The 18,385-nt window shown below is 58.6% G+C and carries 22 protein-coding genes, 1 tRNA gene and 1 pseudogene; 21 read left to right on the forward strand and 3 right to left on the reverse strand.

The window, feature by feature from the left end; all coding sequences use genetic code 11:
- Nucleotides 1-79: 79 nt before the first annotated feature.
- Complete coding sequence (locus HT585_RS20580) at nucleotides 80-1,120, forward strand: magnesium and cobalt transport protein CorA (RefSeq protein WP_176354709.1); 1,041 nt, start codon at nucleotides 80-82, stop codon at nucleotides 1,118-1,120.
- A 15-nt stretch (nucleotides 1,121-1,135) separates the two neighbouring features.
- On the opposite strand, the pseudogene HT585_RS20585 reads toward HT585_RS20580, so the two are convergent.
- Nucleotides 1,136-1,441: pseudogene (locus HT585_RS20585) on the reverse strand (JAB domain-containing protein); the annotation flags it as partial.
- A gap of 111 nt (nucleotides 1,442-1,552) precedes the next feature.
- On the opposite strand from HT585_RS20585, the gene HT585_RS20590 reads away from it, so the two are divergent.
- The 6 genes from HT585_RS20590 to HT585_RS20615 all read left to right on the forward strand — a co-directional run bounded on the left by HT585_RS20590 (nucleotide 1,553) and on the right by HT585_RS20615 (nucleotide 6,834).
- Complete coding sequence (locus tag HT585_RS20590; RefSeq protein ID WP_176354710.1) at nucleotides 1,553-1,846, forward strand: hypothetical protein; 294 nt, start codon at nucleotides 1,553-1,555, stop codon at nucleotides 1,844-1,846.
- Nucleotides 1,843-2,388: a hypothetical protein gene (locus tag HT585_RS20595; protein ID WP_176354711.1), complete on the forward strand. Its 546-nt coding sequence runs from the start codon at nucleotides 1,843-1,845 to the stop codon at nucleotides 2,386-2,388. Before HT585_RS20590 ends, HT585_RS20595 begins: the two co-directional genes overlap by 4 nt.
- A 1-nt stretch (nucleotide 2,389) precedes the next feature.
- A complete protein-coding gene (locus HT585_RS20600; protein ID WP_176354712.1) occupies nucleotides 2,390-2,665 on the forward strand; it encodes a hypothetical protein in 276 nt (91 codons plus the stop codon).
- Entirely contained in the window at nucleotides 2,643-5,156 is a 2,514-nt protein-coding gene (locus tag HT585_RS20605; protein ID WP_176354713.1) for a DUF3987 domain-containing protein, read from the forward strand. The genes HT585_RS20600 and HT585_RS20605 overlap by 23 nt, the downstream gene beginning before the upstream one ends.
- Before the next feature lie 179 nt (nucleotides 5,157-5,335).
- A complete protein-coding gene (locus HT585_RS20610) occupies nucleotides 5,336-5,797 on the forward strand; it encodes a hypothetical protein (protein ID WP_176354714.1) in 462 nt (153 codons plus the stop codon).
- Nucleotides 5,798-5,826: 29 nt separating this feature from the next.
- Entirely contained in the window at nucleotides 5,827-6,834 is a 1,008-nt protein-coding gene (locus HT585_RS20615) for a hypothetical protein (protein ID WP_176354715.1), read from the forward strand.
- Nucleotides 6,835-6,946: 112 nt separating this feature from the next.
- Here HT585_RS20615 and HT585_RS20620 read toward each other — a convergent pair whose 3' ends face one another.
- Nucleotides 6,947-7,102, reverse strand: a complete 156-nt coding sequence (locus HT585_RS20620; protein WP_176354716.1) for a hypothetical protein — start codon at nucleotides 7,100-7,102, stop codon at nucleotides 6,947-6,949.
- 1,249 nt (nucleotides 7,103-8,351) lie between these two features.
- Nucleotides 8,352-8,441, reverse strand: a tRNA-Phe gene (locus tag HT585_RS20625).
- Between the two features lie 662 nt (nucleotides 8,442-9,103).
- Here HT585_RS20625 and HT585_RS20630 point away from each other — a divergent pair.
- The 14 genes from HT585_RS20630 (at nucleotide 9,104) to HT585_RS20695 (ending at nucleotide 18,152) form a co-directional block, all read left to right on the forward strand.
- On the forward strand, nucleotides 9,104-9,487 hold the full coding sequence (locus HT585_RS20630; protein ID WP_113568733.1) for a hypothetical protein: 384 nt from the start codon (nucleotides 9,104-9,106) through the stop codon (nucleotides 9,485-9,487).
- A 4-nt stretch (nucleotides 9,488-9,491) separates the two neighbouring features.
- Entirely contained in the window at nucleotides 9,492-11,198 is a 1,707-nt protein-coding gene (locus HT585_RS20635; protein WP_176354717.1) for a terminase large subunit, read from the forward strand.
- 18 nt (nucleotides 11,199-11,216) lie between these two features.
- The gene (locus tag HT585_RS20640) at nucleotides 11,217-12,515 is read left to right on the forward strand and encodes a phage portal protein (RefSeq protein WP_176354718.1); all 1,299 of its coding nucleotides are present in this window, start codon (nucleotides 11,217-11,219) and stop codon (nucleotides 12,513-12,515) included.
- Nucleotides 12,512-13,138, forward strand: coding sequence for an HK97 family phage prohead protease (locus HT585_RS20645; protein ID WP_176354719.1), 627 nt, complete (start codon nucleotides 12,512-12,514; stop codon nucleotides 13,136-13,138). The genes HT585_RS20640 and HT585_RS20645 overlap by 4 nt, the downstream gene beginning before the upstream one ends.
- A gap of 73 nt (nucleotides 13,139-13,211) precedes the next feature.
- Nucleotides 13,212-14,453 (forward strand): phage major capsid protein, encoded by a 1,242-nt coding sequence (locus tag HT585_RS20650; RefSeq protein ID WP_176354720.1) that lies wholly within the window; start codon nucleotides 13,212-13,214, stop codon nucleotides 14,451-14,453.
- Nucleotides 14,454-14,488: 35 nt separating this feature from the next.
- Complete coding sequence (locus HT585_RS20655; RefSeq protein WP_176354721.1) at nucleotides 14,489-14,665, forward strand: hypothetical protein; 177 nt, start codon at nucleotides 14,489-14,491, stop codon at nucleotides 14,663-14,665.
- Nucleotides 14,662-15,234 carry a head-tail connector protein gene (locus tag HT585_RS20660; protein ID WP_246707824.1) on the forward strand — a complete coding sequence of 191 codons (573 nt, stop codon included), beginning with the start codon at nucleotides 14,662-14,664 and terminating at the stop codon, nucleotides 15,232-15,234. Before HT585_RS20655 ends, HT585_RS20660 begins: the two co-directional genes overlap by 4 nt.
- A 15-nt stretch (nucleotides 15,235-15,249) precedes the next feature.
- A complete protein-coding gene (locus HT585_RS20665; RefSeq protein ID WP_176354723.1) occupies nucleotides 15,250-15,651 on the forward strand; it encodes a hypothetical protein in 402 nt (133 codons plus the stop codon).
- A 162-nt stretch (nucleotides 15,652-15,813) separates the two neighbouring features.
- Nucleotides 15,814-16,194, forward strand: a complete 381-nt coding sequence (locus tag HT585_RS20670; RefSeq protein WP_176354724.1) for a head-tail adaptor protein — start codon at nucleotides 15,814-15,816, stop codon at nucleotides 16,192-16,194.
- On the forward strand, nucleotides 16,194-16,688 hold the full coding sequence (locus HT585_RS20675) for an HK97 gp10 family phage protein (protein WP_176354725.1): 495 nt from the start codon (nucleotides 16,194-16,196) through the stop codon (nucleotides 16,686-16,688). The genes HT585_RS20670 and HT585_RS20675 overlap by 1 nt, the downstream gene beginning before the upstream one ends.
- A 1-nt stretch (nucleotide 16,689) precedes the next feature.
- On the forward strand, nucleotides 16,690-17,103 hold the full coding sequence (locus HT585_RS20680; RefSeq protein ID WP_176354726.1) for a DUF3168 domain-containing protein: 414 nt from the start codon (nucleotides 16,690-16,692) through the stop codon (nucleotides 17,101-17,103).
- 75 nt (nucleotides 17,104-17,178) lie between these two features.
- Nucleotides 17,179-17,607 (forward strand): phage tail tube protein, encoded by a 429-nt coding sequence (locus HT585_RS20685; protein WP_176354727.1) that lies wholly within the window; start codon nucleotides 17,179-17,181, stop codon nucleotides 17,605-17,607.
- 3 nt (nucleotides 17,608-17,610) lie between these two features.
- Nucleotides 17,611-17,961 (forward strand): hypothetical protein, encoded by a 351-nt coding sequence (locus HT585_RS20690; RefSeq protein ID WP_176354728.1) that lies wholly within the window; start codon nucleotides 17,611-17,613, stop codon nucleotides 17,959-17,961.
- A 20-nt stretch (nucleotides 17,962-17,981) separates the two neighbouring features.
- Nucleotides 17,982-18,152 (forward strand): phage tail assembly chaperone, encoded by a 171-nt coding sequence (locus HT585_RS20695; protein WP_176354729.1) that lies wholly within the window; start codon nucleotides 17,982-17,984, stop codon nucleotides 18,150-18,152.
- Nucleotides 18,153-18,385: the final 233 nt, after the last annotated feature.

The following is an 18,385-nucleotide window of genomic DNA, read 5'->3' on the forward strand; positions in this document are numbered from 1 at the left end:
ATATCAGCAAATACGCGTATGCTCGACGGTCCAATGGCATACCGGTCCATGAAATTCTTGCGAGCATGGGAGGTTTTCTATGGCGCTGGACCTGACGAACGAAAGATCGGCCAATTCGCAGACGGCGGACGCGCCGCATGCTGAAGTGCGGCAGGGGGTGATCGCCGCGGCAGTTTACGAAAACGGCGTGCGTATCCAGGACATTCACGTGGAAGACGCCGGCAAATGGCGAAGCCGCCCCGGCACCGTCATCTGGATCGGTCTCCACGAACCGGATGCGGTGTTGCTAAAGCAGGTGCAGCGAGAGTTCGATCTGCATGATCTTGCGATCGAGGATGCCTGCAAGGCGCATCAGCGTCCGAAGCTGGAGATCTACGGCGAATCGGTTTTCATCGTCGCCCGCACCGCCCATATGGTCGGAGATGAAATCGCCTTCGGCGAAACGCACCTCTTTGTTGGCCGGGGCTACGTCGTTTCCGTTCGCCACGGGCCCTCGACCTCCTACATGGCCGTGCGCCAACGGTGCGAGGCATCACCGGCAGCTCTAGCCCATGGCGAAAACTACATCCTCTACTCGATCCTCGATTTTATCGTCGACAACTACATGCCGGTCATCGAGGCGATTCACGAGGAGGTCGAACGACTCGAGGACCGCTTGCTTCGTCGGCGGCTGGAAAAGGAGGATATCGAACGGCTCTACCTGCTCCGGCGCAATTTGCTCAGGCTCCGAAATGCGGCCGTACCCTTGGTCGACGTCTGCCGACGACACGAACATATCGATTTGCCCGGCATGGAGGCGGCACTGCAGCCTCTGTTTCGCGATGTGACCGACCATGTCCGCCGTGTGCAGGAAGATATCGATGCCTTGCGTGAGGTTCTGGCCTTTACCTTTGAAGCGAGCCTGATGATGGGGCAGTCGGAGCAGACGGAGATTTCGCGCAAGCTGGCCTCCTGGGCGGCCATTCTGGCGGTGCCGACGGCAATAGCCGGCATTTACGGGATGAACTTCGACGATATGCCCGAGCTGAAATTCCGCTACGGCTACTTCGTCGTACTTGCGGTGATCATCGGGCTCTGCCTGACGCTCTTTCGCTTCTTCCGACGCGCCAGATGGCTTTGAAGGCCGGTTGCGCGGCTAGAACAGGCGCAGCCCTTTCAGGCTGACATGGCCATCCTTGCCGATGATGATGTGATCATGCACCGCGATGCCGAGCGGTTTGGCCGTCTCGACGATCAGCTTGGTCATGTCGATGTCCGCCCGCGACGGTGTCGGATCACCCGAGGGATGGTTATGCGCTAGGATAAGCGCTGTCGCCGATAGTTCGAGCGCACGCTTGACGACCTCGCGCGGATAGACCGGCGTGTGGTCGATCGTGCCGGTCTGCTGAACCTCGTCGGCGATCAGCGCATTGCGCTTGTCGAGAAACAGGATGCGAAACTGTCGCAACGCTTTGATTTGATTTGCTGGCGTCCCTGACGCTCCAAAAACCCAAGCGGCAACAACTACATATAGAGAGTATTTGGCCTTTGTCGGGTCAAAATACTATATTTAGTGCTGCGCCTTGACGCTCTCGAGCGCTTCACGGTTAATGTGTTTACGAACTTCACAATTCACCATCACCAGCCGACCGGCGTCTTCGCCGGCGAGAGGAGACCTGCGCCTATGGATCTGCATGCTCTGAAATTCGAGAAGGCCAGCGACAATTGGAAGCTTTTATCCGTCGACCGAGTGACCGCAGCCGAAATCCAACCAGACGACGCTCGCATTTTTGTTGCGCGTGAATGCGACATCGATTGGGTCTCGGCTGCCGTGGAAGCCTCGCTGAACAAGGAGGGCGGCCGATGAGCAAGGCTGAAACACGTCCTGTTCGCGGATACGGCTTGATGCTTTACAGCGACGGCAATCGAGAAGTCTGCGGGTTCCTCGACGGCTCTCCGGTTCTTGTTCCTGCCCGCGTCGAACGTGATGGGAATAGGCGCCGCTTTCGCTTCTCCGAGGGCGCCCATCTGCTTCGCAATCTGGGCGATGTTTTCTGCCCAGACATGGCAATTGCAGGGTTCGTTCGCGAGGCGATTAACGAGAAGCTGGAACGTGACTGCGAAGCTGCGAACGCTTTCCGCATCACCGGCACAAAGGTTTCGAGGCGAAATCGATATCTCTTCGTGCGTGTCGACGTGTTCATTCTTAAGACGGGTGAATCCAACGACTTCACCTTCGTCCTAGAGGCGCCCAGCCTTGACGTGCAGGAGGACGGCCAGCGCGAGTTCGGTCAATTAGTGAAGGCGGTCGGACTGACAGAAGTCGAAGATAGCGACGAGCTCGTAGGCCGAACGGCGACGTTTGAGCGCCACGGCGAAGTTGTCGCCTTCAAGACCTGGGCCGCCTGAGATGCAGGTGCTTAACCTGAAACCCGCTGCCAATCCTGGCGGCGGCGCGATGAAGCTCATCGCGCAGTTCGATCTCGCGCTCTCGGGTGATGTTCGTATCTACGGCCTGAAACTCATGCAAACGCCAAGTGGTCAGCACATCGTGTACGCGCCGAATGGCAACGGAGGCAGACGCCTCGCCACATTCTCGCCGACGCTGGCGACAGCGATCACCCAAGCCGCAATTTGCGAAATCAAGGGGCATGATACCGCCGATGGCACCACTTCCAAAAACTGAACCGACAGCCACCCCGTCTTTCGACGAGGCCGCGATCCGCGCGCACGTCGAGATGCTGCACCGCTTGGCTCATGGAATGAATGGCAAGTTCGTGGTTTCGACCTTCTTCGCCAATCCGACAGGCGAAGATAAGGCCGGAGGCATCATCAGCCACCACCCCGTCAGTGACGTGGAAGGCATGGTAGACGCCATCATGGCGCACGCTTCTACACCCAATGCCAACTGCTACGTATGCCCGAACCTTATGCGGACGTCGCTCGAGCGCGGCAAAAAGGGCGCAGAGGCGGACGTCCTTGCTGTGTTGGCGCTGGTTGCCGACCTTGACGATGATACCGGCCGATCAGGTACCATGCCGATCGAGCCCAGCTGCGTCGTTGAGAGCTCGCCCGGCAATTACCAGTGCTTTCTGCTGTTGGATCGACCACTGACATCCGACGAGGCGAAGCCGCTTGCGAAGGCCCTGAAACACGCTGCCAATGCAGATCACTGCACCGTCGACCTGTCGCACGTCTGGCGGGTGCCTGGTGGCTTGAATTGGCCAAACGCGAAGAAGCTCGCACGCGGTCGTCCGCCTGAACCGGCCGCGGTCGCAATCGCCGAGGCGTGGGATGGTTCGCTAATTGACGTTGATGAACTTCGGACCACGCTGGCCCCCTGGTCCGGCAAGGAAAGCGGTTCTGGACAGTTGGTGACACTCGGTGAGTTGCCGTCGGTCAGTGACATCGAGATCTCCGAAACAGCGGCTGCGATGCTTGCAGCCGACGACGTTGGCGACAGGAGCGAGCACGCCGCGCGCATCGTCGAACAGTTGGCGTTCGATGGCTTGACCGCTGAGCAAGCTTGTTCGGCCTTCTTGGCGGCCCCTGGTAACTGGTTCCGGCGTTACGACACCAAGGATCCGGTCAAGGACTTTGAACGTATGTGGCCGAAATTCGGAGCTCCGCATGCCGAGGAGCGCGAAGCGGCAAGTCGGGTTTCTTCTAGCCTGATGGCTAAGTTCGCCACAAAGAACCAGTTTCCCGCGGCTGCCAACGACAACGTGCCGGCTGCTGTGGAATCTCCGCGTCCTGTTGATCCATGGGCACAGCGGAAGCACCCTTCGTTACCGACCGGCCTGCTACCGAAGATCATCGAGGAGTACGCCGCTTCGCAGGCGGAGATTATGGGGGTAGACGCTGGCGGGATCGCTGCTGCTGCCCTGGCGGTGTGTGCGGCGGCTATTCCGGACACGATCACCCTGCGCGTCAAGCGACACGACGATTGGGAGGAATCTGCGCGACTATGGGTGGCGTTGATCGGCAATCCGAGTGCTAAGAAGTCTCCCATCATCAGCGCTGCGACAAGGCCGCTGCGAGCAATCGACGACGACATGGTGCGCAAGTACCTCGATGAAAAGAGGGCGTACGACGCGCTCGACAAGGCCGGCAAGAGCGATAAGTCGGCACCAAGGCAGATACGCGTCCGCATAGAGGATGTGACCGTGGAGGCGGCGCAGGAGGTTTTGCGGGATAGCCGCAACGGCGTGCTTTTGATCCGCGACGAGCTGTCAGGCTGGTTTGGCTCGATGGAGAAGTATGGATCTAGCAAGGGCGCGGCTGCAGATCGGAGCTTCTGGCTGCAAGCGTTCAACGGCGGAAGTTATAGCGTCAATCGTGTCGGGCGGGGCGTCGTTGCTATCGACAATCTTTCGGTATCCATGCTGGGAGGCATTCAGCCCGAGCCTATTAGGCGCATTGCTGCGGATGCGGCTGACGATGGCTTATTGCAGCGACTTTTCCCGATTTGTCTCGGTCAGTCTTCCGTCGGGCTCGACGTCCCGCCGTCAGCAGCTGTTGGGCAATATTCTGGTCTCGTGCGTCGGCTTCATGAGCTGCAGCGCCCGTTTCAGGGGTCGCTAAAGGAAGTGCCGTTGAAGTTCGACGGTGCGGCCCAAGACCTTCGCCAGGAACTATCAGAGCGTCATCACGAGATGCAGGGAACTTGGGAAATTCTCAATAAGAAACTTGCTGCGCACATTGGCAAGTTTGACGGCCTGTTCGCCCGTCTCTGTGTTGTGTTCCACTGTATAGAATCGTCGTCGCCGCGTCCGTCGTCCGTCATCACACATGACACCGCAAAACGTGCCGCTGACTTTTTACACGATTTCTTGTTTCCGCATTCGCTCGCCTTCTACCAGAACATTCTCGGCTTGTCGGATCGCCACGACGCCGTGTTGGCAACGGCAGGATGGATTCTCGCCCATCAGCCCCAGAAGATTACCGTACGCGACGTTCGCCGCGGCGATCGGACAATGCGGGAAATGGACGTTGACCAGGCCGAAGAGGTGCTTCGCAAACTTGACGCTATGTCATGGGTCGAGCCCTTGCAGTCCCTACGTCGAGACTCGGTGACGTACGCTGTTAATCCGGCAGTGTTTGAGGACTTCGCGCAGCGAGCCGAAAAGGAGAAGGCTCGGCGGGAGCGAGTGCGGGACCTGATCGCGTCTTCATAGCGCGCCAGTGGCACCAAGCGTCCCTTGCGCGCGCAGCAACACGACAGAAATCAATCTCTTTTTCATATCCCACCGCCCTGTTGGTACCGCGCGTACACAAGGGCCAGTTGGGGACACTTTAAAACTCGGAAGGAGGAACAATTGCTATTCCCAACAGCAGCAACCCAGGAAGCGAACTCGTGAACGTCGCTTCGTTCTTAATGCGGAACCCGCGCCAAAAACGCGAGGATCTCGGCGACTACGTTCTCCGCGTAGTTCTTGAATCTCTTCAGGAGAAAGACGCGAGGGTGAGGGCAGAGCTGGTCGATGAAGCTCTATCGTTCTACCGGGGCCGGATCGTCGACAGCGTTGAGGAGGCCGCCGAAGAGAGAGCTGGCTCTGAAAAGCGCAGATTGGAAGCGCAACTGGCTGAGCTGAAGGCCAAACATCAGACGCTCGAAGCCACGCATCAGCGCCTCGTCACTTCCTATCCCACGTCGGTGCCCGTGCGTGAGGCAGAGGAGGCCAGGCTGGGTGCCTACCGGTTGGCTCGGGAGAGGGCGGCCCTTCTGGCGGAATATCCACCAGGCACACCAACCATGATGTCTGAGGATATCCGCGAGAAAGTCAAAGATCCAAAACCCAAGTGGGCAAAGTCATGAGCGCCAGCCAGAATAAAGGAGATTGCGACTTGAACAAAGCAGCACAAAAGCCGGTGATTCACCGAGACCTGTCGAAATTATCCGAGCTCTTGGCCGCAGGTCGCCAGGTCGCCGCAAACGACAACGAACCACAGCGAAAGAAGAGGCCCTACCGCCATCGCGGCACGCTTCCAGCGCTGCGTTGGCTTTTCGACAATCATCCGGACCTCGCCCCTGCGCTGGCGTCTGCGCTGCCAAAACCGGATACGAACTGGTCACCAGACGCCATCGACAACGATCAAAAGATCCGACCGACCATCGGCGAGTTGATGAAGGCGGCCAGTGACGCATTTCGCGTCTATGTCCGAGACGGCGCTCGCCACGTCGGAGCCGGGCTGGCGATGGAGATGGACGATGACATCGAGCACATAACCTTCGGCTCGATGAAGTTCCGCGACGGCCGATTGGTCGAATGGGCGCGAACAAAAAAAGGCCACAAGCTGAGGCCGGTGGATCGCATCGCGGTCGGGGAAAGCGAAAATACGCATGGGAATCCCGAGCGCTACCTCAAGACAAAAGCGACCGCTCAATCTCCGATGCACGCTTCGTCGTTGCCGCGTAACGTGTCTGACCGGCCAGTGCTGCCGCCCATGTTCGACCCGCAAGCGGGTGTCGAAGCAAATCGGGAGCTTCTCCGTAGCCTTGGTGTCGATGGATCCGTTAAGTTCGACGATCTTCCGATTACGGCGACCAAATGCGAGACAGCAGTCGCCAAAGGTGCCGCATTTTTAGGAGGAGTGTCGCGCCCTAGCGGAAATTCTTCTGCTGGCGCGCAGGCATGGGAAGCGCCAGAGGAGGCGAAAGGCGAAGTCGTCGAGGTTATCGAAGAAGTGGCGGCCCGAGGCACGTTGAAATCGATCGGTCTGCGGCTTGGCTATTCGGAGAACTACGCCGACAGGGCGGGGAAGGCGGCGCTGGTCGAGGCGGCTCGAGTGCTTGCCGCCGCAAACGACAATAAAAAATATGAGGCAAATGTGCCAAATCGTGCAGGGTTGTGAGGTATATATACAGAAGACATTGAAGGCCGCCTCGCGCGGCCTTCTTTCATTGTGGCGCCGAATTTGAGCGGACGGTTCACCTCGCTATCAATGCCGGGACTGCCACATACTCTTACGCCGCAATCCGCCGAGCCGCCTTGTCGGCGTTCTTTCGGTCGTCTCCGTATTGGTCGAGGATCGTCTGCGCGTCCTCGATTTCAATTCGGTGCTTCTTTGCAAAAGCCTTGACGTCGTTAAGAGGCGTTGCCGCCGTTGTTTTTTCGCTCAAATCAATCTCCTGGAAAAGGTCGCGCGCATTACAAGCCCATTGAGGGTGCGCTGCCGACTGGATCCATATGTGGGGATTGGATGACCGGATGTCCAGAGCACAGCGGCTCGTCAATCGTTACCCCATCTCCTGGCGCTCTCCTCCTCTGGCGACGGGTGATCGTGCGCCGGGCTCCCTTAAGTAGTCGGGCCTTTCCTTGTTGTTCAAAAATACAAGCCAGCCAACGATAACTACTTGATTGAGAAGAGGAAATTGGCCTGACCGCCGCTAACGCGCATTCAAGTCCCCTATAACGGGGAAGCTGTTTTACACTCAGGCCCACTTCGGTGGGCCTTTTTCTTGAGACCTATGTGTCTCCCCGGTTTCATTGCCGGGTAACTATTGCTATGGCGCGCCTCCTCTCGCGACATGGCGATCGTGCGGCTACCTCCCTTCGGGTTGAGGTAGCCGCTCTTTGTTATTGCGCCGGCGTTGTTGTCGACGGCTGCGTTGTGGAGGGTTGGGTCGTCGACGGCTGAGTAGTTGATGGCTGGGTAGACGGCGCCGTCGTCGTCGGCTCGGTGGTCGACGGGGTCGTAGTCGACGGTGCAGTTGTGGTGGTCGACGGTGCGGTTGTAGTCGGCTCTGTCGTCGACGGCTGCGTCGTTGTAGACGGAGTTGTTGCCGGCTCAGTAGTGGTCGCCGGCGGGGTTGCCGTTTCTGTTGTCGCTTCCTTCTTTGGCATTAGAAGGACAACCAGGACAATGACCGCCGCGGCAGCAACGATTGCGATTATGGCGTTTCGACTCATGATTCACTCCTCTTGGATGCATCCGACTCGCGAATTGTACCACTGCAACCAGAACCGGAGATGAACAGGCTATCGGCGCTTGAGCCACGGCTCTCGTGTGCGCCGGGCTCCCTTCGGGTCGAGGTAGCCGCTTTTCGTTTTCATGATACAAGATTTGTAGCCGACGCTGCGTCGTAAAATCTATTTGACGACTCCGTCATTTCAACCCATATATGTGACTAGTCGGCTGATGGACGCGACTTGGCCTCTATGGGGCCTTGCCTGACGCTGGCTTGAGGCGAAAGCCTCTCTTGGCGAAAGCCAGGTGGCGGTGAGAAATACACCAATCAAAAGAGGTCGTGCGAAAGCGCGGCCTTTTTTGTTGTTCTGTTTCGAAATGAATCGGGCGGGGCAATGTCGCGAACCCCGCCCGATGTCCAACCCACTCCTCTTCAGCGTAAGATACGCTTAATTTCGTGGTGGCGGTGAGTGTGGGATTTGAACCCACGGGACCCGCGAAAGTCCGCCGATTTTTCAGGTCGGTGCAATAGACCGCTCTGCCAACCCACCGTTGCGAATATAAATGGCAGCTTGATTACGGTTTTGCAATGGTGCCGCGCACGACTTGTCTGAGTTGTCCCTAGTCATTTCATGCAGGCAATCAAATCACGCACATGACCAAGCTATCAACGCTTAAGCCTCGCCTCTCATCCGCATCGCATACCATCTCCAAGGCAGAGATGGTCACGTGCGATGTAGTCGCCTATGCCGCGTAAGCCACCATCATTCAAGCCAACCACACAGCGCACCAAGGTCGAGCGCAAACGCGAAGCTGACCGCAGGCGCCACAGTGAGCCATGGCGAGCATGGTATGGCACGGCTAGATGGCAGGCGTTGCGCGAGGCCCAGCTATCTGCCCATCCTATCTGCGTGATGTGTCTGGACAACGATGAGACCATCACCTCAGCCGAAGTATGTGACCACCTCACGCCACATCGAGGAGATGAGGTGCTGTTCTGGTCTGGACCGTTCCAGTCCCTTTGCTCTGCTTGTCACAACGGCAGGAAGCAACGCGAAGAGCGCATGCATTCAATACGAATAGACATCAATGATATCAATGCCTTGCTCGAGTGATGGGAGGGGCGACCCGCATCGCCCCCTCGGTCGGCTGCCTTACCGGCGGCCTAAGCAATTTTTCCCGTCCGCAAAATTTGAAATTTGGAGATGGCACCATGGCAAGGCCGAGGAAGCCGACGGCTGCCCTCGAGTTGAAGGGTGCCTACAAGAAGGATCCGCAGCGAAAAGCCGAGCGGAAGGACGAGCCTAAGCCGTCCGGTGCTGTCGGGCTTGCGCCTGATTTCTTCGACGCTGATGAGCGGCTGATTTGGGATGATCTGGCGGGGTTTGGCTTTTGGCTGACTGACGCGGATCGGCTCATGCTCGAGATCGCCGTCAAGCTCATGTCCATGTTCCGGAAAGGAACGTTGGACGGCGGGGGTATATCCAAGCTGATCACCGCGCTTTCGAAATTGGGTTTCAGCCCGACCGATCGCAGCAAGGTCCAGGCGCCAGGCGCCAAGGAGCCTGAAGCGGATCCATTCGCAGACTTTAAGTGAGATCATGGAAATCGATGTCGAGAAGCATCCGCACGTCGCGGCAGGATATTCCTATGCCTTAGACGTGGTTGCTGGCCGCATATCGGCTTGCGAGTACGTCAAGCAGGCTTGCCAGAGACAGTTGGATGACTTGGCAAGGGCCGCTGAAGGGTGGGCCTACTATTTCGATCACGATGCCGCGCAGAAGGTCTGCACGTTCACATGCTTTCTGCCGCACATCAAAGGCCCGCTGGCCGGCCAGAACCTGACGCTCGAGCCGTGGCAGTCTTTCATCCTCACTACCGCATTCGGCTGGCTGCGCCACGATAATGGCAAGCGCCGCTATCGGCGAGCATACACCGAGGTGCCGAGGGGCAACGGCAAGACGACCCTTTCGGACGGCCCCGCGCTCTATTGCGGCTTCGGCGAGAAGGAAGGCGGCGCGGAAGTCTATTCCGCGGCACGAACGCGTGACCAGGCGAAGGTAGCCTTTGCGGCAGCGCAGGCAATGCTACGGCGCGCCACCGGACTGCGGAACGCCCTTGGCATAGACGTTGAGGCGCACCGCATCATTCAGATGCGATCGAATAGTTATTTCGAAGCCCTATCGGCCGACGCTGACTCGCTCGACGGTAAGAACGTCCACTTTGCACTTATCGACGAGTTGCACGCCCACCGCGATCGTAGCGTTTATGACGCTATCGAGACCGGCGCAGGCAAGCGCAACCAGTCGATGGTCTGGGCCATTACGACGGCCGGCGCTGACAAGACGGGCATTTGCTACGAGCATCGTGCCTACACGATCAATCTGCTGAAGAAGACCGCCGAAGACGACACGTACTTTGGCATCATCTACACGATCGACAAGGACGACGACTGGACGGAAGAGTCGACGTGGCGGAAGGCCAATCCGAATTATGGTATTTCGGTCGAGCCGGAGCACGTAGCCGCCCTGTGCCGCAAGGCGATGTCGTCGCCAGCTTCGCAGGCGAACTTTCTGACCAAGCATTTGAACGTCTGGATCCAGACGAACGAAGCGCTTTACGACATGCGAGCATGGGATAGATGCTTCGACGAGGATCTCGATATCGAGGACTTCGCTGGTCATCCGTGCCGCGTGGCTGTGGACTTGGCGTCAAAGGTAGATATCGCGGCCGTCGTTGCTTTGTTTGAGCGCGATGGCAAGATCTACCCGTTCGCCAAGTTTTACGTCCCGGAACAAGCAATTCTTGAGAGCCGGAATGACTCCTACAAAGGGTGGGAGGCGGAAGGCAAGTTGATCGCGACGCCAGGTGACGTGATCGACATCGACCGCATTGAGGCCGACATCATCGACTTATCAACGCGGTTCGAGGTTCTCGAGATCGCGTATGACCCATGGCAGGCGCAACAGATGGCCAACCATCTTGTTGAGCAGGGAGCGAACGCTGTCGAGTACCGACAGACGGTCCAGAACTTCTCGGAGCCAACCAAGGAATTGGACGCGCTTATGCGCTCCAACAAATTGGCACACAACTCCGGCCCGCGGGACCCGCTGTCGTGGATGATCGGCAACGTTGTCGGCCATTACGACGCGAAAGAGAACGTCTACCCGCGCAAAGAACGGCCAGAGAACAAGATCGACGGCGCGATTGCCCTCATCATGGTTCTCGGGTTGCACCTGCGTGCGTCCGGCGGAGTGCAAGCTCCATCTCCATGGGAAAATCCCGAATTCAGAATTGCCGTCGTGTGACGGCGGCAAGGTGGTTTGATGTTTGGATTTACGACGACCCGCTCCGCTGAAAAGCGGGTCGCGGAGGCGGTTGCGGAAACGCGAGCCAGCCTAGAGAGCCCAAGCGTTCCGTTGTCTGACGTCGGCGCATGGCGCGCGCTGATGGACGACTGGCACGGAGTTGCCGGCGTTACCGTCACTCACGAAACGGCGCTCGAGGTGCCGGCCGTGTGGTGCGCCATCAACTTCATCGCGAACACGATCGCCAGCCTTCCGTTGCAGGTCTACAAAAAGAGCGGGGATGGGCGGGATACAGCCGAATCTGATCCGCTATACGGCATCCTGCACGACGCTCCGAATGACGAATTGACGTCGTTCATGTGGCGCAAGGGCATGATGATCAGCGTTCTGCTGCGTGGCCGCGGCGTTTCGTTCATTGAACGGAATAAGGCTGGCCGGGTGATGAACATCTGGCCGCTGGACGCCGACAATCTGACGATCGAACGCAAGAACGGCCGCAAGCTTTACCACTACAAGGACGGCGCGCGGGAAGTCACCTACACCGCAAGCGAAGTGATCGACCTGACCTTCATGCTGAAGCCAGACGGCGTGTCTCACGTTGACCCGGTATCAAAGCTGAAAGGGGCGGTTGGCCTTGCGCTAGCGCTTGACGAGTACGCTCGCAAGTTCTTTACCAACGGTGGCGTGCCGCCTCTGGCGTTGTATGGCCCTATGCCATCGCCTGCAGCCGCGACGAGGGCGTCACAAGACGTCGAGAAAGCGGTGCGAGACGCCAACGCCGAGCGCCGAAACGTCATGATCATGCCGACAGGGCATGAACTGAAGCCTGTAGGCGTCGATCCCGACAAATCCCAGATGGAAGAGGCTCGCCGATTCCAAGTAGAGGAAATTGCCCGCATTTACGGGATTCCTCCAGTCTTCTTGCAGGATCTTACCCACGGCACGTTTTCAAACACGGAGCAGCAGGACCTTAATCTGGTCAAGCACCTGATCTCGCAGTGGGTGAAGGCTTGGGAGCAGGAACTGAACCTGAAACTGTTCAGCGCGCGTAATCGCACGAAGTTTTGCGAATTCAACCTCGATGGCCTCCAACGGGGAGATTTCAAGACCCGCATGGATGGATATGCCAAGGGGATCCAGAACGCGATCTACACACCAGATGAGGTGCGTGGGATGGAGAACTGGCCGAAGCACGGCGGCGAGGCTGAGAAGCTGCATATCCAGGGCGCTACCGTGCCTCTCGGCATGCAATCGACGACTGCTGCGCAACCGGCGCCTGCGAACTACAACAACGAAGATGAGGCACAGGCCGCATGAGCAAGATTGAAAAGCGTGGCGGCACGCTTGGCGTAGAGACGCGTGCCGCAGATGAAAAGCGAACGCTTGTCGGATATGCGGCCGTCTTCGATTCGCCGACTGATATTTCCGGGTGGTGGACGGAGCGAATTGCTCCTGGCGCCTTCGCCGCTGCGATCGGCGGTGATGTCCGAGCCCTTGTCGACCACGATATGGGCCGCGTGATCGGTCGCACTAAGAGCGGAACGCTGCGGCTAGCGGAAGACTCCAAGGGGCTCGCCGTCGAAATCGACATTCCGAACACCACCGACGGCAACGACCTTTGGGAGCTTGTCGAGCGAGGTGATTTGTCAGGGATGAGCTTCGGATTCTCTGTGACGAAGCAGTCGTGGGATGAGACCGTCGACCCGCCGCTGCGCACCATTGAGGCCGTCGATCTTTTCGAGGTATCGGCGGTCGCATGGCCGGCCTACGACGACACCGAAATCGGCAAGCGAGCACTGGCTGAATGGCGGTCGGCAAATCCTGCCACGCCGGCACCAGAAGAAATTACAGATCCGGCGGCAGCGCCGGTAACGAAGGCGAACCTTACCAGGGCACGCCTCAAAATGGATCTTGAACTCAAGGTCCGCAGCACGCGCTGACCAGCGCTGTCACCCACCAAAACCACCACCACACTGAGCTCGCTTTCGCGGGCTCTCTTCGTTTGGAGACGACATGTCCAAGATTACCGAATTGCGCGAAAAGCAGCAGAAGCTTGTAGCCGATGCCCGCGCACTGCTTGCCGACATCAAAGACGACACTGCCGAAGCGCGCGTTGCTGAGCTTGAAACCCAGCACGATGCCGCAATGGCGGAATATGACCGACTCGAGGCTCGCATCAAGCGCGAAGAAGGCCTGGAAGAGCGCGAGCGTGAGCTCAATGCAGCCGACGAACGTCGGCCGATCGGCGAAGACCGGTCTGTGCAGGGCGGTCGACAGGAAAACCTCGACGAAGCGCGCGCCACAGCGTTCCGCAGCTATCTGCGGCATGGTCTTGAGGACATGCCCGCGGAACAGCGGAAGATAGTGCGGGAGATGCGTGCTCAGGGCGTTGGAACTGATTCCAAGGGCGGGTACCTGGTCCCTGAAGGCTTTATGGCCGAGTTGGTCAAGTCGCTGAAGGCATGGGGCCCGATGCTTGATCCGGGCGTTACACGCGTGCTCACGACCACCTCCGGCAATTCGATCCCTTGGCCGACGATGGACGACACCTCTAACGAGGGCTCACTCATCGGGGAAAACACGCAGGTTTCGGAGAGCGAAGTCGCTTTTGGCACCAAAACCCTCGAAGCGTACAAGTACACCTCCGGCGTCGTCCTGGTCTCTGCCGAACTGCTGCAGGATTCGGCTATCGATGTGGAGCAGACAGTACGTTCGACCATGGGCGAGCGCATTGGCCGTATTGGCAATCGCCACCTAACCGTAGGCGACGGCTCAGCGAAGCCGACCGGCATTGTCACGGCAGCAACGGCGCTGACCGGTGTCGCTGCTGCCGCGGCCATCACGTTTGACAATCTGATCGACCTTTTCCACGCCGTCGATCCAGCTTACCGTGACGATCCGTCCGTCCGATGGATGTTCAACGACGGCACGCTGAAGTCGCTGCGCAAGCTCCGTGACGCCGAGGATCGGTACGTCTGGCAGCCTGCAGACATGAGAACGGGCGCGCCGGCCACTATTCTCGACAAGCCGTACAGCATCAACCAGGCGATGGCTGGTGTTGGCGCCTCGAACAAGTCCGTCGCATTCGGTGCATTCAACCGCTACGTCGTTCGCATGGTTCGCGAGTTCGCGATCCGGCGCCTTGTTGAGCGCTATGCCGACTTCGATCAGACCGGCTTCATCGGGTTCACTCGTCTTGATGGTGAGCTGCTAGACGTCGCTGCGGTGAAAACGCTGCAGCACGCCGCATCCTAATTAACAGGAGGGGAGGCTTCGGCCTCCCTACGCCCATGAAAATCAAAGTTTTGTCGAGCCTGGCTGGCGAGGCCTTCTCGTATCGCCGTGGCGACGTCGTGGAGCTCAATATCTTTAAAGAGCAGGTTGGCACCGGTTGGGAAGTTCTTGTCGAACTCGTCGAAGACGATGCGCCGCCGGCCGTTACCCCATCTAAGGCTCGCAAGAAATGAACGAGTGGACACGGCTGGTTAGAACGGTTGCGCCGGCAGGACCGGCCGTGACCCTTGCAGAGGCCAAGCGCCATCTGCGCGTTTTCCATGACGATGATGACGCCGACATAACGTCTATTGTCGCCGCCGCGGAGGCGGTGATCGAAGGTCCAAACGGCATCGGCATAGCATTGCTGCAGCAGACGTGGCGGCTGTCGCTGGATCGTTTCCCCTGCGAGATCATCGTGCCGCTTGGACCGGTGATCGGCGTCACGTCAGTGACGTATCGCGACAGCGATGGCGTCGAGCAAACGGTGGGCGGCCTTCGTTACGATCTTGACCAGCAGCCGTTCCGAATTTGGCCTGCCCGAAACACTTCGTGGCCGTCGGTCATTTGCGAGCCAGGCGGAGTGAAGGTCACGTTTGAATGTGGCCACGAGTTGCTGCCGCAGGATCTTCGTTGGGCGCTCCTACTCTTGGTGGGCCATTTCTACGAAAACCGCGAAGCCGTGGCAGACGGCGGCTCTTCTGAGTTGCCGCTGGGTGTCGCATCAATTCTTGAACGCTACAGAGTCGGCCGGGTCGCATAAACCTAAGGAATTCCAATGGATATCTCTATTACATCCAGTGCTGTAGTCGCCGGAAGCAACGCAACGCGCGACATCGGAACAGCCGGCGAGACGATCGTGGCCGGCAAGGCCATTTACCTCGACGCAGCCACCAGCAAGTGGATGCTGTCGGACAACAACGGCACCGGCACTCGCCAGGTGCACGGCATCGCCCTCAACGGCGCGTCGCTGAACCAACCTGTTTCGATGATCAAGTCTGGCGACCTCACGGTCGGCTCGGTTTTGACCGCCGGCACGGATTACTGGTTGTCGGCAACCGCAGGCGGCATTTGCCCCCGCGCCGATCTCGCCACCGGCATGGACACGATTCAGATCGGCGTTGCGAAGAGCGCTACCGTGCTGACCGTCGCTGTCGTTGATCCGGGTGTGACTCTCTGATGCCGTGGGTGAAGTTCACGGCTGACCATAACTGGGTACAGCCTGCCTTCACCGTGGCCTATAAGTCGGGCATGCACCTGAACGTCACCCGCGCTTGCGCTGATGAAGCTATCGAGCGCGGTGTCGCTGTGAGAACGGCGGCGCCGAAGCGGGAGAAGGCGGATGGCAAAACGTAGCGGCGCCGGTAGCCTCAACAGCGTTGTCGTCTTCCGAAAGCGGGTCGACGTCGAGGATGAATATGGCAATCCCGTAGGCGGTGGATGGCAAGACCAGTTTGAGACTGCGGCGCGCTTGGCGCCAAGGTTTGGCGGATCCGAAGGTGTAACGGCCGCGCGTTTGGAGGCGAAGCAGCCTTACAATCTCACGGTACGGTCCGAACTTAGAACACGCGGTGTCGAAACCACGTGGCAGGTCTACGATAAGCGTGGCGGAACGAACCCTGCTGGCGAGCCAAGGCGAACCTTCAACATCAAGACGATTACAAATCCGGACGAGCGGAATGCATATCTGGAAATGTTGGTCGTTGAGGGCGAGGCGAGTTGATGGCGCTGAAGGCGAAGATTTTGGGGCGCGAGGCGCTTACCAAGAAGCTGAATGCACTCGCGCCGAAAGTCGAAGCCGAAGTTGCCGTCGTGAAATTGCAAGTCATGCAAGACGCCGCCGAGAGGATTTCAGCGAACGCGCCAACAGGCGCCACGCTCAATTACATGGAAAGCATTGAGGCGGACTACATCAAAAATCGTCCGCACCAAGAGCTGATCGGCATTGAAGAGACCAAAGACCCGTCTGCTGCGGCTGTTTTCGCGCCGTTTATTTGGCGTTTCTTGGAGTGGGGCACTGCTCCACACAGCACTGCAAAAGGCGGCGGCACTGTGGCCGGCAAGAAAGCCGCTCTGTCGAGTGGCGTGGCAATGCACCCCGGAACTGCGGCGCAACCCCACATTTTTCATGTGTGGCGAGCAATGCGGAAGAAGGCAAAGGAGCGGGTTAACCGCGCCGTAAGCAAGGCTGTCAGGCTTTCGATGGGGAAGAAATAAAATGTCTGCACCTGACCATGAGCTTGTCGGCCTAATTGCCGCCAAGCTCCGTATCACGCCCTCTGTGACTGCACTTGTCGGAAATCGTACCCTCTACAAAGCCGACGAGAACACGATCGTTCCGTACATCACCATGGGTGACGCGACGGTACGGCGCGATGATGCAACCTGTATTCGAAGCTCCGAAATCGACATCACCATCCATGTTTGGACGGGTGGCGGCAATCCGCTGCAGGATGCGCGAGCGGTCGCTTATGCGGTATCCGAGGCGCTGCACGATGCACCAATCGCCCTCACCAACCACCTGCTTGTCAATCTCCGCCACACCGCGACGCGCGCATTTTACGACGTCGACGATGTGACGGGTCACGCTGTCATCGAATTTGTCGCCAGCGTCGAGCGAACCGCAGCCTAAGCGGATCCACAAACACCACCAGAACCAACACGCCTGGCCATGTGCCGGGTTTTTTGTCTTTAAAGGAACCTACACATGTCCCAGCAACTCGGTCGTCTGCTTCTCATCCAGATCGGCGACGGCGCTGATCCAGGCCCGGAAACTTTCAACAACCTTTGCGGCCTGAAGACGCGCAGCTTCAATCTGTCGGCCAGCGAAATCGACACCACGATCCCGTCGTGCACTAATCCCGGCGATGAGGTGCAGAAGACTTCGCGCCCCGGCATGGTCAACCGCACCTTTACCGGCTCCGGCGCGTTCGTCTCGTCTGTTGCGATGACGGCATTCATGGACAAGGTCATCAACGCGACCGTGTTCAATGCCAAGGTCATCGTTCCCGGTCTCGGCACGTTCACCGGCCCATTCTTCGTCACCGACTTCGAGGCGAGCGGCGACATGGAGAACAACATGGAGTTCAGCGCCACGTTCGTTCCTGGCGACTCGCTCACCTTCGTTGCGGCGTAATCCATGGCTGAACCTGTAAACGGTGCACGCGGCGAAGTTTCGCTGATTATCGATGGAGTCGAGCTAGTCATCGCCGCCACGATGGGCGGCCTTGCTGCTGTGTCGACGCGGCTCAACTGCAAATCGATGTCGGATCTGTTTCTTCGGCTTTCATCGGTTGAAATAGCTGCGACCATCGCGGCGATCGAACTACTGACCGTCCGCGGCGACGTCAGAGCGGCTCTGTCGCGGCTGAACCTCAAGCACTTCGGTGATTGCGCGGCAGCCTTTGAGGCTGCGCTGTCGGCTCATCTTGGTGATGACGAGGGAAACGCCGAAGCCGTCGGAGCGGAGACGGCGAGCCCGACGACCTAAACGTCGTTCTCCGGCGGTGGATGAAGACGTCTCACAAGATCGGTTGGCGGGTCTCCGAGTTCTGGCAATCGACGATGGTCGAGTTCTTTGACTGCATCGAGGCTCAAAACGAGATGGCCGACGAGGGTAGTGATACCGGCGCGCCATCTGGCTCAGAGATGAACCGACTGATCGCCGAGTACGGCCGATAATGATCAACAGAAGCCCGCCTCGAGCGGGCTTTTTCATGCCCACAGGATGGCTGGCTGATGGTAGACAAAACAGACGATCTGGTTATTTCCATTAGCACAGACGTCGCCACCCTGCGGCGAAGCCTCAAGAAGATTGAGGCCGCCGTCGGAGAGACGAGCAACGTCGCGGTCAAAAGGTTCGATCGGCTCGGCAAGGATATCGACCGCTCAACGACCAAGGCGCTTGCCAAGGT

The sequence above is a fragment of the Ensifer oleiphilus genome (assembly GCF_013371465.1).
Classification (GTDB): Bacteria; Pseudomonadota; Alphaproteobacteria; order Rhizobiales; family Rhizobiaceae; genus Ensifer; species Ensifer oleiphilus.